Origin of the sequence: Streptomyces sp. NPDC001315, assembly GCF_042896175.1 — a bacterium.
Lineage (GTDB): Bacteria > Actinomycetota > Actinomycetes > Streptomycetales > Streptomycetaceae > Streptomyces.
Genome location: NZ_JBIAWZ010000006.1, coordinates 280,690 through 293,118, shown reverse-complemented (window position 1 = coordinate 293,118; position 12,429 = coordinate 280,690). Strand labels below are relative to the sequence as shown.

Below are 12,429 nucleotides of genomic sequence, written 5' to 3'. Positions count from 1 at the left end.
GTTCGCCTAGAGACGTCGGAACAAGATCGTCTTAGTTAGCCCTACCTCAACAAAAACCGGCCGTTTACCTCGGTGGAACTGTTGGGAACTGGCGGGTCCTGGCACCATGTCGACATGGCTACTCGTGATCTCGACCGGCTCGGGCGGCGCGTCAAAGCGCATCGCCTGCAGCTGTATCCGTCGCGCAAGGCTGCGGCCGACGTGGCGGGCGTCACCAAGGACACCTGGCAGCGCGTCGAGGAGGGCAGGCCGGCCCGCGAGGTGTCGTACGCGGGGATCGACCGTGCGCTCGGCTGGGCGGTCGGCAGTTGCGTCGCGATTGCCGAGGGCGGCGAGCCTGTGCTTGTTGATGCCGCCGACGATGCTTCTCCTGCGCTCACGCCCGCGCCGACTGGGCGACTGAGTGCGGAGGCGGTGCGGAAGGCGGCTTATGAGGCGGTTCGCTCGACGATGCCGAGCGCGCCGATCGGTGAGGCGGACGCCTTCGTGGACGAACTTGTGGAGGTTTTGCGAAGGGCGGGGGAGGTTGGTAACGGGGACTGATCAGCAGCGATCGCCGTACAACCTTTTCGCCGTAATCTGATTGTGACCTTCCGGTACTGACGAAACCTCAGTAACCCCCTCCCGTCCAAACGTTCGGCATGTAACGCTAACGATCCACCCAGGGAGGTTCCACAGGCGACAAGAGGTGGACCGGTGAGTCATGTCATCACTCTTGATCTTGGGCCGCAGTCCGAATTCCTCGGATACCCGACCCAGGTAAACGGCGAAATGGTGTGTGTCCTGACCCCAAGGGCCGCTACAGAAGCGCGTATTCAGGCACGCGTGAGGCGGTTCATGAAGGGCCAGGGCCGGGACTGCAGAACCTGCCGCGGTTGCCCGGTTGGACGGGCATCGTTGTAGTAGGTGAAGCAGCCTGAGGAGGAGTCGGCGGTAGGGGTACCCGCCGGCGCCCCCGCACCAACTCACCGATCATCTGGGGGGATGACTACATGCCCTACGTTGAAGTCCGGGGCAACTCGATCCGCGTCAAGTGGTGGAGTGGCGAATACAAGCTCGACGCCGACGGTAAGCCGACGAAGAAGAAGCGCTACGAATCTGCATCAGGCCCCGAGCCTGGTGTCCCCTTCGCCGACGAGGGCGAGGCGTACACCTACGGTCTGGACCGTGAGTCCGATGTCCGCAACAAGCGGAACCGGCGTAAGCCTGATGCCCCGTTGGGCATGGTCGACTACGTCGACCGGTGGTTCGAGGAAGCGGGGCTGCGGGTCAACTCGAACCGCACCAACAAGTCTCGCCTCAACTCGGTGATCAAGCCGTACTGGGCGCAGTGGACGGTGGAGGAGATCACTCCCGTCGACTACGACGCCTTCCGCAGGTACGTGACGGGGAAGTACTCGCACAACTACAGCAAGAACGTCCTCGGCCTGTTCAAGATGTTGATGGACGACGCCGTGGTGAAGTACAAGCTCCGCGAGGAGAGCCCGATCGTCGAGCAGCGGCGCCGGGGTCTGTACAAGAAGCGGCAGACGCGGCGGGTCAAGAAGCGGCTTCCTATCGAGGCCGTGCACCAGGTGGCCGTGAACGCGCACACGGTGTGGGGGTTCACGGGCTGGACGTACATCTGGACCATCGCCTTCACCGGGGCCCGTCCGCCTGGGGAGATGTTCGGCCTGCAGAGGGGCTACTGCTCTCCGTACTGGCCGCAGTCCGAACCGGATGAGGAGCTGCGCGAGGAAGCGATGCAGCGGTATGAGGCGCTGCACGCGATGCGGGTCCAGTACCAGACCTACGTGGCGGATCAGAAGCCGGTCCTGGCGGCGCCGAAGTACGACAGCTGGAGGACACTGGTGATGCCGCCGTTCCTCCATGAGATGCATGGGGCGCTGCTCGCCTCTCACGACAAGCCGTGGGCGTTCCTGTCCGTGATGGGCAAGCCGCTGCTGGGGACGGACTTCGACCGCGACTACTGGTATCCCATCCGCGACGGCGCGAAGGAGCGGAACTCAGGGCCGCGGTACGCGCGATGGGCGCGGCCTGCGATGCCGGCCGTTCCTGAGATGGCGGGGGAGGACATCTACCGCCTGCGGCATTGGCACAAGGCGAAGCTGGATGAGGCGGGGGATATCCCGCGTGTGGCGGTTGAGGGTCGATTGGGGCATGAGCTGCCTGGGGTGGAGGGGGTGTACAGCGAGGTAACGGTCGCGATGGAGGAGCGGATCGTGGAGTACCTCCAGGGCGTGTGGGAGAAGGAAGTAGTGGGTGCCGGGTTGTGGACTCCTGTTTTTCCCATCCCTCTCCCAGATGACCTTGTGAAAGCGGCTCCGCCGCTGTTCAGCGGCCTTCCTGTTCTGGAGTATGAATGATCGTCTGGATCAACGGTGCGTTCGGTGCGGGGAAGACCACCACCGCACGGGAACTGATCGAACTGATCCCGAACAGCACGCTCTTCGACCCCGAGGTCATCGGCGCGGCACTCACGCACCTGCTGCCGCCCAAACACCTCGCCGAGGTCGGCGACTTCCAGGACCTGCCGATCTGGCGACGGCTCGTGATCGACACCACGGCCGCGATGCTCGCCGAGCTGGGCGGCACCCTGGTGGTGCCGATGACCCTGCTGCGCCAGGAGTACCGCGACGAGATCTTCGGTGGCCTCGCCGCCCGTCGGATCGCCGTGCGCCATGTACTTCTCGCCCCGGCGGAAACGATCCTGCGCGAGCGGATAGCCGGGCGGGAGATCCCGCCCGACCTGCCTGACGGGGAAATGCGGGTACGCCAGTGGTCGTACGACCACATCGAGCCGTACCGCACCGCCCTCGCCTCCTGGCTGACCGCCGACGCGCACCCCGTCGACACCAGCGCTCTCACCCCGTACGAGACGGCCGTCCGTATCGCCGAGGCCGTCGGCAGCGGTGCCGTGGCCACCTGCGACATCGTGCAGACCCCGGAGCCGACGGCCGAGACGGTCGCCGCCGGGGTGCTGCTCTTCGACGAGCAGGACCGGGTGCTGCTCGTCGACCCGACCTACAAGGCCGGCTGGGAGTTTCCCGGCGGTGTCGTCGAACCCGGCGAGGCCCCCGCGCAGGCGGGCATGCGCGAGGTGGCGGAGGAGACCGGGATACGCCTCGACGACATACCGCGCATGCTCGTCGTCGACTGGGAGCGGCCCGTACCGCCCGGTTTCGGCGGCCTGCGGCTCCTCTTCGACGGCGGACGCCTCGACTCCGCGCGGACCGCCGGGCTGCTGCTGCCCGGACCCGAACTGCGCGAGTGGCGCTTCGTCACCGAACAGGAGGCCGCCGACCTGCTTCCGCCCGTCCGCTACGAACGTCTGCGCTGGGCTCTGCGGGCGAAGGAACGCGGGGCGGCGCTGTATCTGGAGGCGGGCACACCGGTAGGCGGCTGACACCTGACGGGATGAACCGTGCGGCAGCGCGGAGCGTCTCGAACGGGTAGGCGCGTCAGTTCGCTCCCCTGTTCCAGCTGCCGGACGAACCCCGCCGTCCTGGCGGTGACCGGCGCGTTCCGCGTGATGATCCCGGCCGCGGCCCGCGGGATCCCTTCGGCCGCGCGCCGTCGGCGCACACGTGGACGAAGGCCTCGCGGTCCTTGCGACCGCAGCCGGTGAGGGCGGTGACCAGCCGGTTCATCTGACCCGCGGCGCGCGCCTCGAAGGCGGTCGAGGTTGAACACGCCGGGCATCATGCTGCCGTCGACCGGGACGCGGCCACCGTGTCGCCGGTGAACAGCACATCGTGCCGCGGGAGGCCCCCCACCGTGTGACGAGGGGCCCTCTGCTGCGGGCGGAACGGATCAGCCGCCGGCGTAGTTGCGCAGGAACAGGGCCTCCGCCACCGACAGCCGCTCCAGTTCCTCGGGTGACACGCTCTCGTTCACCGCGTGGATCTGCGCCTCCGGCTCGCTCAGGCCGATGAGGAGGATCTCCGCGCGCGGGTAGAGCGACGCCAGGGTGTTGCACAGGGGGATGGAGCCGCCCTGGCCGGCGTACTGCATCTCCTGACCCGGGTACGCCACCGCCATCGCCTCGGCCATCGCCGCGTACGCCGGGCTGGTGGTGTCGGCGCTGAACGCCTGCCCCTGGCCGATCTGCTCGGTCCGCACCCGCGCACCCCACGGCGTGTGCGCCTCCAGGTGGGCCTGGAGCAGCTTCGTCGCCTCGATCGCGTCGACACCCGGCGGCACCCGCAGGCTCACCAGCGCGCGGGCGCCCGCCTGCACGGAGGGGGTCGCGCCGACGACCGGCGGGCAGTCGATGCCGAGGACCGTGACGGCCGGGCGGGCCCATATGCGGTCCGCGACCGTGCCGGAGCCGATCAGTCCGACGCCGTCGAGCACCTTGGCGTCCTTGCGGAACTGCTCCTCGTCGTACTGGAGTCCGTCCCACCGGGTCTCGGGGGCGAGCCCGTCGACCGTCGTCGAACCGTCCTCGGCACGCAGCGAGTCCAGTACGCGGATCAGGGCGGCCAGCGCGTCGGGTGCGGCACCGCCGAACTGGCCCGAGTGCAGGTTGCCTTCGAGCGTGTCGACCTGCACGCGGACCAGCGTCATGCCGCGCAGCGTGGAGGTGACGGTCGGCAGGCCCACGCGGAAGTTGCCGGCGTCGCCGATGACGATCGTGTCGGCCGCCAGGAGGTCCGGGTGATCCTCGGCGTACCGCTCCAGGCCGCCCGTGCCCATCTCCTCCGAACCCTCGGCGATCACCTTGACGTGCACCGGGACGCCGCCGTTCGCCTTCAGCGCGCGCAGGGCGAGCAGGTGCATGATCACGCCGCCCTTGCAGTCCGCGGCCCCGCGGCCGTACCAACGGCCGTCGCGCTCGGTCAGCTCGAAGGGCGGCGTGGTCCACGCGGCCTCGTCCAGCGGCGGCTGCACGTCGTAGTGGGCGTAGAGCAGGACGGTCTTGGCGCCCTCCGGGCCGGGCAGGTAGCCGTACACCGACTGCGTGCCGTCGGGGGTGTCGAGCAGCGCCACGTCCGTGAAGCCCTCGGCGCGCAGCGCGTCGGCGACCCAGTTCGCGGCGCCCTCGCTCTCGCTCTTCGGGAACTGGTCGAAGTCCGCCACCGACTTGAAGGCCACCAACTCGGTGAGCTCCGCCTTCGCCCTGGGCATCAGCGAGGCGACGGTCTCGGCGACCGGATTCGACGACATGGGCACGCTCCTTGTAGGTGCGACGTTGTACTGGTGAGTACGGATGATCGTGTCAGCTTATGCGCGCCTGGTGTACAGGGCGCATACGCTGCCGATCCTCCCACAGTGGCCTGCGGCGACAGCAGCCGTAGGATGCGGGGGACAGGTGCGGCAGCGGCTTGATCGGGAGCATAAGACCATCGTGAGCAGCGAGAACTCTTCGGCGGACGACGTGCGGCAGGTGTGGGACGTCGTCGTGGTGGGCGCGGGACCCGCGGGGGCCTCGGCCGCCTACGCGGCGGCGGTCGCGGGGCGCCGCGTCCTGTTGCTGGAGAAAGCGGAGCTGCCCCGCTACAAAACGTGCGGCGGCGGCATCATCGGTCCGTCGCGTGACTCCCTGCCGCCCGGCTTCGAGCTGCCGCTGCGGGACCGTGTGCACGCGGTGACCTTCTCGAACAACGGCCGTTTCACCCGTACCCGCCGCTCCAAGCAGATGCTGTTCGGGCTGATCAACCGGCCCGAGTTCGACCAGCAGCTGGTCGAGCACGCGCAGAAGGCGGGCGCCGAACTGCGTACGGGCGTCACCGTGCAGCGGGTGGAGCAGCACGGGTCGGCCGTGCCGGACCGGCGCACGGTCGCCGTCGTGCTGCAGGGCGGCGAGACGCTCTTCGCGCGGGCGGTCGTCGGCGCGGACGGCAGCGCCAGCCGCATAGGGGCGCACGTCGGGGTGAAGCTCGACCAGGTGGACCTCGGCCTGGAGGCGGAGATCCCGGTGCCGGAAACGGTCGCCGAGGACTGGCAGGGGCGGGTCCTCATCGACTGGGGGCCGATGCCCGGCAGCTACGGCTGGGTGTTCCCCAAGGGGGACACGCTGACGGTCGGGGTGATCTCGGCCCGTGGTGAAGGCGCGGCGACCAAGCGCTACTTGGAGGACTTCGTCGCCCGGCTCGGCCTCGCCGGCTTCGAACCGAGCATCTCCTCCGGCCACTTGACCCGCTGCCGGGCCGACGACTCGCCGCTGTCGCGCGGGCGGGTCCTCGTGTGTGGAGACGCGGCGGGGCTCCTCGAGCCGTGGACGCGCGAGGGCATCTCGTTCGCGCTGCGCTCGGGGCGGCTCGCGGGGGAGTGGGCGGTCCGGATCGCCGAGGCGCACGACGCCGTGGACGCACGTCGGCAGGCCCTGAACTACGCGTTCGCGATCAAGGCCGGGCTGGGTGTGGAGATGAGCGTCGGCAAGCGGCTGCTGACGGCGTTCGAGCGGCGTCCGGGTGTCTTCCACGCGGCTCTTACGGGGTTCCGGCCCGCCTGGCGGGCGTTCACGGACATCACGCGAGGTGCGACGTCGCTGGGTGAGCTCGTGCGCAGCCGCCCCTTCGCCCAGCGCGCCCTGACCGCGCTGGACCGTCGGCCCGCCGCGGCGGCCGCGGGTGCCTCGGACGGTGGGGTCGCCGAGGTCCGCGAGGCTGGCGAGGCCGGTTCTTGATGCTGGTTCAGTTCTTGACGCTGATGCGGAAGACCGGGTGGTCCGGGGCGATCCGGCGCAGGTCGTCGTCGGGGGAGTCGGGGCCGACTCCGTTGAAGAAGGCGCCGACCTCGGCCTTCCAGCGCTTGAGGTAGGCGCGCAGCAGCGGGACCTTGTCGTCGTCGGCGACCTCGGTCGCGGTGAACGTGTCCACGTTCTTGCCGAGGCGCAGTTCGCCGCCGCCCGCCGCGCGCATGTTGTGTGTCCACTGGACGTGACCGCGGGGGGCGACCAGGTACTGCAGGCCGTCCACCGTCAGGAGGTTCACGGGGGTGGTCCGCCACTCGCCGCTCTTGCGGCCGCGGACCGCCAGGACCCGGGAGCCCCAGATGCTGATGCCGCGGCGGGTCATCCAGGCCACGGCACGGTTGAAGACGTTGACGGTGAACCAGCCGGGCTTCTTGACGTGCGTGGACATGGCAACTTCCTCCTGGAAGTCCTGGGCGCGCAGAGGGCCCGGGATGCGGACTGTGTGAGCAGTGCTCTCGCTTGAGAACAGTGTGATGGAGATCGGCGACCCAAATCAAGAGCACCGCTCTCTTTTTTGGGCGATGCTCTTGATTGTGTCCGCTGCTCTTGAATGTGTGCACTGCTCCCAAAGCGTGGGACACTCGCCCGTATGAGCAACACCGCACGCAGCGCCACGCACGGAGCCCGAGCCCGCGCCAGGATCGAAGTGACAGCGGCCATCAAGGACGAGGCGCGCAGACAGCTCGCGGCGGAGGGTGCCGCCAAGCTCTCGCTGCGGGCCGTGGCCCGCGAGCTCGGAATGGTCTCCTCCGCGCTGTACCGCTATTTCCCCAGCCGTGACGACCTGCTCACCGCACTCATCATCGACGCCTACAACTCCCTGGGCCAGAGTGCGGAGGCGGCGGAGGCCGGGGCTGCCGAGGCCGGTCCGGCGCACCGGTGGACCGCGGTCTGCGAGGCCGTACGCGGGTGGGCGCTCGCACACCCGCACGAGTACGCGCTGATCTACGGATCTCCGGTGCCCGGATACTCCGCGCCCGAGACGACCGTTCCGGCCGCCGCCCGTGTCGGCACCGTTTTCATCGGCATCGTGCGGGACGCGCACCGGGGACTCGGTGTGGCCAAGCCGCCGCTGCCGGCCGAGCTGCGCGCCGAGGCCGAGCGGATGGCGGCCGACCTCGCGCCAGATCTGCCCCCGGGGGTGGTCACAGCACTGGCCGCGGCCTGGGCTCAGCTGTTCGGGCTGATCGGATTCGAGTTGTTCGGGCAGTTCAACCGGGTCGTGGAGGACAGGGAGCCGTTCTTCCGGCACGCCGTGACCCAGCTCGCGCATGGTGTGGGGCTGGTGTACCCGCAGCAGGGGCGGGCTGATTAAGAACGTGCCTTAGGTCGCCTTGTCGCCTTGTCGCCTTCTCCCCTTGTCTCCGGCCTGGGGTAGGGCGGCACACAAGTCGGAACACGGGATGTACTCCGCGGGGAGTACGCGTGATCGCCCCGCCCGGCGGACGCCCGCCGCCGTTCGCGGCGTCTAGCGTGGCGGGCATGGACGAGCAGCGCGTACCCGGCGGTGGCCCGCCCCGGTGGTGGTGGCACGGGCCTCCGTGGGGGAACCTCCGGGACGGCGGCCAGTGGGGCGCCCGGTGGCCGTGGCGCTCCACCGTGCTGGTCACCGTGTTCGTGCTCGTCGGGTCGAACTTCGCGGCCCACGCACAGGAAAGCGGGCGGGCCTCTCTCGACGTCTTCGCGCGCGTGTTGCTGCTCGTGGGCTCAGCCCTGCTGCTGTGGCGGAAACGGTATCCGGTGGCCGTCGCGTTCGGCACGGCCGCGGCCGCGATGATCTATCTGGGCGCCGGATACGCGTACGGACCGGTCTTCCTGACCGTCGCCGTCGCGTGCTTCAGCGCGGTCGTCGCGGGGCACCGCCGGGCCGCCTGGTCGGCGGTGGGAATGCTCTGGGCCGGGCACGTGCTGGCGGCCCACTGGCTCTACCGGTGGTTGCCGCCGTCCGGTGACTCGTCCGCCTCCTGGTGGCAGGAGGTCGGCGGCGCCACTTGGGTGGTGGCGATCGTGGCGGTGTCCGAACTGGCCCGGGTACGACGTGAGCAGTGGGCCCGGGAACGGGCCGAGCGCGGGCAGGCCGCACGTCGGCGCGCCGACGAGGAGCGGTTGCGGATCGCCCGGGAACTGCACGACGTCCTCGCGCACAGCATCTCCGTGATCAACGTCCAGGCGGGCGTCGGCCTCGCGCTCCTGGACACGGACCCGGAGCAGGCGCGCACGGCGCTCAGCACCATCAAGGCCGCGAGCAAAGAGGCGCTCGGGGAGGTCCGTCAGGTGCTCGACACGTTGCGTACACCGGGTGACGTGCCGCGCGCGCCGGCGCCCGGCCTCGAGGGGCTGCCCGAGCTGGTCGAACAGGCGGCGGGCGCGGGCCTCACGGTCGAGGTCGAGGGGCAGCCGCCAGGGCTTCCGCCCGGCGCGGATCTCGCCGCGTTCCGCATCGTCCAGGAGGCCCTCACCAACGTCGTACGGCACTCGGGTTCGCGGCACGCGCGCGTGCACCTCGAGCACGGTGGAGGGGCGCTGCGACTGTGCATCGACGACGACGGGCCCGCGACCGGCGCCGACGTGGGAGGCAGTGGCAACGGCCTGGCCGGAATGCGGGAGCGGGCGGCCGCGCTGGGCGGCACGATCGAGGCGGGGCGGCGCCCGGACGGCGGCTTCCGGGTGCTCGCCGTACTGCCGCTGAAGGCCGAGGAGGACCGGTGATCCGTGTACTGCTCGCCGACGACCAGTCCCTGGTCCGGGCCGGTTTCCGGGCGTTGCTCGACGCGCAGTCGGACATCGAGGTGGCCGGGGAGGCCGCCGACGGCGAGGAGGCGCTGCACGCGGTGCGTGAACTGCGCCCCGACGTCGTCCTGATGGACATCCGCATGCCCCGCCTCGACGGCCTGGCCGCGACCCGTGGCATCACCGAAGACCCCGGCCTGGCGGACGTCAAGGTGGTCATGCTGACCACCTTCGAACTCGACGAGTACGTCTTCGAGGCGATCCGCTCGGGCGCTTCCGGCTTCCTGGTCAAAGACACCGAGCCCGACGAACTCCTGCGCGCCGTAAGGGCGGTGGTCGAGGGCGACGCGCTGCTCTCGCCGGGCGTGACCCGTCGGCTGATCGCCGAGTTCGCGGCCCGCTCCAAGGAACCCGCGGCCGCCGACACCCTCGCCAGGCTCACCGAGCGAGAACGCGAGGTGATGGCCCTGGTCGGCATCGGCCTGTCCAACGAGGAGATCGCCCGCCGTCTGGTCGTCAGCCCGCTGACCGCGAAGACCCATGTGAGCCGCACGATGGTGAAGCTGGGCGCGCGTGACCGGGCCCAACTGGTCGTGCTGGCCTACGAGTCGGGGCTGGTGCGGCCGGGTTGGCTGGGCTGAGGTCCCTACCGGACATGGTCGTCGCTACCGGGCATCGGCATCGACATCGACGACGACCCGGCCCCGGAAGCGGAGCAGCACACTGACCACGCGGGCGGCGAATAGTGTGGGCGCGAGTACGAGCGCCGTGCGCAGCAGGAACTTCTCCACCGCACCCGGCAGTTCGAACAGCAGCGCGGGACCGGCGACCGCGCCGGCGACGACCGCCGCCGCGAACATCGCGCTGCACAGCGCGTATCCGATCTCGACGGTGATCGCGTCCCGCTCGGCTTGAGTGCGCCGTCCGCCGTGACCAGTCATGCGATGAGTCAAACAGGCGTGTGCCCGGCGGGGCAAGCGCCCCCGCCGGGCACACGCTTCACTGGAGGCGCCCCCTAGTCGCGGACCGCAACGCGCTCCGCTTCCGCCTCCTTCACGGTGGACTTGGCGACCACGACGGTCTGCTGCGTGTGCGGGCGGGTGCGTCGCAGGCCGGTGAGCGTGATCAGCAGTCCGGCGAGGGCGATGCCCGTGACGACCACGAGCCCGGGGCGGTAGCTGTCCAGGACTGCCTGCGGATCGGCTTCGGCGGGGGCGTGCGCGGTCACGACCGCTGTCACGACGGCCAGGAAGATCGCGCCGCCCACCTGCACCGAGGTGTTGAGCAGACCGGAGACCATGCCCTGCTCGTGGTCCTCGACGCCGTTGGTGGCCTGGATGTTGAGCGAGGGGAAGACCAGTGCGCAGGCCGCGCCGATGAGCAGCATGCTCGGCAGGATCACGGCCGCGTACACCGGGTCGAGGTCGACGCGCAGGAACAGGCCGTACCCGACGACCATGAGTGCGAAGCCCACGGCGATCAGCCGCTGCGTACCGAACCGGTCGACGATCGCGCCGACCTTGGTCGACGACACCGCCACCAGCGCGCCGGCCGGCAGGAACGCGAGCGCGGTGTGCAGCGCCGACCAGCCGAGCAGCGACTGCATGTACAGCGTGACCAGGAACTGGAAGCCGACGTACGACCCGAAGAAGGCCATCGCGCCGAGCTGGGCGCGGATCTGGCTGCCCGAGCGCAGCACGCCGAGCCGGATCAACGGCCCCGACGAGCGCCGCTCGACCAGGACGAAGACGGTCAGCAGAGCGGCGACGGCGAGGAAGGACAGCAGCGTGCGGGCCGATGCCCAGCCGGCCTCCGGTGCCTGGACGACGGTGAAGACCAGCAGCAGCATCGAGGCGGTGCCGAGGACGGCGCCGGGGATGTCGTAGCCCTGGTGGTCCTTCTCGCGTTCGCTGCGCGGCAGCAGCCGCAGGCCCGCCGCCAAGGCGACCAGGGCGATGGGCGCGGGCAGCAGCATGGTGAGGCGCCAGCTGGCCTCGGTGAGCAGGCCGGACAGCACCAGGCCCATGGAGAAGCCGGTGGCGGCGCAGGTGGTGTAGATGGACAGGGCGCGGTTGCGCAGCGGGCCCTCGGGGAAGGTCGTCGTGATGATCGACAGGCCGGCCGGTGCCGTGAACGCCGCGCTCAGGCCCTTGATGAAGCGGCTGGCGATCAGCAGCGGGCCCGAGTCGACGAGGCCGCCGAGCAGCGACGCCAGCGCGAACACGCCCAGGGCCACCAGGAAGACCTGGCGCCGGCCCAGCAGGTCGGCGGTCCGTCCGCCGAGAAGCAGCAGGCCGCCGTAACCCAGGATGTAGCCGCTGACGATCCATTGCAGCGTAGAGGTCGACAGGTGGAGATCGGAGCCGATGGACGGCAGGGCGACGCCGACCATCGACACGTCCAGCGCGTCCAGGAACATCGCGGCGCACAGCACCAGCAGGGTGCCCCACAGTCGCGGGGTCCAGCGCCCGTCGGACGCGGGGGTGGTGAGCGGAGAGGTCATGACGCCGAGACTACATGCACGTGCATGCAATGCAAGCGCATTTAATTCTGATGCAACAAATTCGTTTCTCTGCTACGGTGCCGGCATGGCGGCGAAGAAGGCCGAGCAGGCGCTCGTGGATCAGTGGCGGGACATCCTGGCGCTCCATGCGCGCACCCAGTGCGAGCTCGACCGTGCCCTGCACCGACACGGCCTGTGCGCCAGCGACTTCGAGGTACTGGACGTGCTGTCCGACGGGACGGCGGCGGACGGCTCCTGCGCCTACCGGGTCCAGGAGATCGCCGAGCGGGTCCATCTCAGTCAGAGCGCGCTGTCGCGGCTGATCGCCCGTCTGGAGAAGGACGGTCTCGTCGAGCGGGCCATGTGTCCGGAAGACCGACGGGGCGTCCGCGTGGCCCTCACCGCCCAGGGCCGCGACCTGCACGGCGAGGTACGGCCGGTGCAGCGCGCCGTGCTGACGCGGATGCTGGCGGACGGCCCCGCCGACTGACGCCCG

The 12,429-nt window shown here is 70.0% G+C and carries 12 protein-coding genes; 8 read left to right on the top strand and 4 right to left on the bottom strand.

Annotated elements, in window-relative coordinates:
- Positions 1-114 precede the first annotated feature (114 nt).
- The 3 genes from ACFY16_RS19970 (at position 115) to ACFY16_RS19960 (ending at position 3,406) form a co-directional block, all read left to right on the top strand.
- Positions 115-543 carry a helix-turn-helix domain-containing protein gene (locus ACFY16_RS19970; RefSeq protein ID WP_390648449.1) on the top strand — a complete coding sequence of 143 codons (429 nt, stop codon included), beginning with the start codon at positions 115-117 and terminating at the stop codon, positions 541-543.
- A 449-nt stretch (positions 544-992) separates the two neighbouring features.
- On the top strand, positions 993-2,366 hold the full coding sequence (locus tag ACFY16_RS19965; protein ID WP_390648448.1) for an integrase: 1,374 nt from the start codon (positions 993-995) through the stop codon (positions 2,364-2,366).
- Positions 2,363-3,406 carry an NUDIX domain-containing protein gene (locus ACFY16_RS19960; protein ID WP_390648447.1) on the top strand — a complete coding sequence of 348 codons (1,044 nt, stop codon included), beginning with the start codon at positions 2,363-2,365 and terminating at the stop codon, positions 3,404-3,406. Before ACFY16_RS19965 ends, ACFY16_RS19960 begins: the two co-directional genes overlap by 4 nt.
- 407 nt (positions 3,407-3,813) lie before the next feature.
- Here ACFY16_RS19960 and ACFY16_RS19955 read toward each other — a convergent pair whose 3' ends face one another.
- The gene (locus ACFY16_RS19955; RefSeq protein ID WP_390648446.1) at positions 3,814-5,169 is read right to left on the bottom strand and encodes a dipeptidase; all 1,356 of its coding nucleotides are present in this window, start codon (positions 5,167-5,169) and stop codon (positions 3,814-3,816) included.
- A gap of 181 nt (positions 5,170-5,350) precedes the next feature.
- Between ACFY16_RS19955 and ACFY16_RS19950 the strand changes: the two genes are divergently transcribed.
- A complete protein-coding gene (locus tag ACFY16_RS19950; RefSeq protein WP_390648445.1) occupies positions 5,351-6,631 on the top strand; it encodes a geranylgeranyl reductase family protein in 1,281 nt (426 codons plus the stop codon).
- A 7-nt stretch (positions 6,632-6,638) separates the two neighbouring features.
- On the opposite strand, the gene ACFY16_RS19945 is transcribed toward ACFY16_RS19950, so the two are convergent.
- Positions 6,639-7,088 carry a nitroreductase family deazaflavin-dependent oxidoreductase gene (locus ACFY16_RS19945; protein WP_390648444.1) on the bottom strand — a complete coding sequence of 150 codons (450 nt, stop codon included), beginning with the start codon at positions 7,086-7,088 and terminating at the stop codon, positions 6,639-6,641.
- A 201-nt stretch (positions 7,089-7,289) separates the two neighbouring features.
- On the opposite strand from ACFY16_RS19945, the gene ACFY16_RS19940 reads away from it, so the two are divergent.
- The 3 genes from ACFY16_RS19940 to ACFY16_RS19930 all read left to right on the top strand — a co-directional run bounded on the left by ACFY16_RS19940 (position 7,290) and on the right by ACFY16_RS19930 (position 10,071).
- Positions 7,290-8,015: a TetR/AcrR family transcriptional regulator gene (locus ACFY16_RS19940; RefSeq protein WP_390648443.1), complete on the top strand. Its 726-nt coding sequence runs from the start codon at positions 7,290-7,292 to the stop codon at positions 8,013-8,015.
- A gap of 167 nt (positions 8,016-8,182) precedes the next feature.
- Positions 8,183-9,409, top strand: a complete 1,227-nt coding sequence (locus tag ACFY16_RS19935) for a sensor histidine kinase (protein WP_390648442.1) — start codon at positions 8,183-8,185, stop codon at positions 9,407-9,409.
- The gene (locus ACFY16_RS19930; RefSeq protein ID WP_390648441.1) at positions 9,406-10,071 is read left to right on the top strand and encodes a response regulator; all 666 of its coding nucleotides are present in this window, start codon (positions 9,406-9,408) and stop codon (positions 10,069-10,071) included. The genes ACFY16_RS19935 and ACFY16_RS19930 overlap by 4 nt, the downstream gene beginning before the upstream one ends.
- 24 nt (positions 10,072-10,095) lie before the next feature.
- On the opposite strand, the gene ACFY16_RS19925 is transcribed toward ACFY16_RS19930, so the two are convergent.
- Positions 10,096-10,371 carry a DUF6332 family protein gene (locus tag ACFY16_RS19925; RefSeq protein WP_390648440.1) on the bottom strand — a complete coding sequence of 92 codons (276 nt, stop codon included), beginning with the start codon at positions 10,369-10,371 and terminating at the stop codon, positions 10,096-10,098.
- Between the two features lie 74 nt (positions 10,372-10,445).
- Positions 10,446-11,933, bottom strand: coding sequence for an MFS transporter (locus ACFY16_RS19920; protein WP_390648439.1), 1,488 nt, complete (start codon positions 11,931-11,933; stop codon positions 10,446-10,448).
- An 85-nt stretch (positions 11,934-12,018) separates the two neighbouring features.
- Between ACFY16_RS19920 and ACFY16_RS19915 the strand changes: the two genes are divergently transcribed.
- Positions 12,019-12,423 (top strand): MarR family winged helix-turn-helix transcriptional regulator, encoded by a 405-nt coding sequence (locus ACFY16_RS19915; RefSeq protein ID WP_390648438.1) that lies wholly within the window; start codon positions 12,019-12,021, stop codon positions 12,421-12,423.
- Positions 12,424-12,429 lie beyond the last annotated feature (6 nt).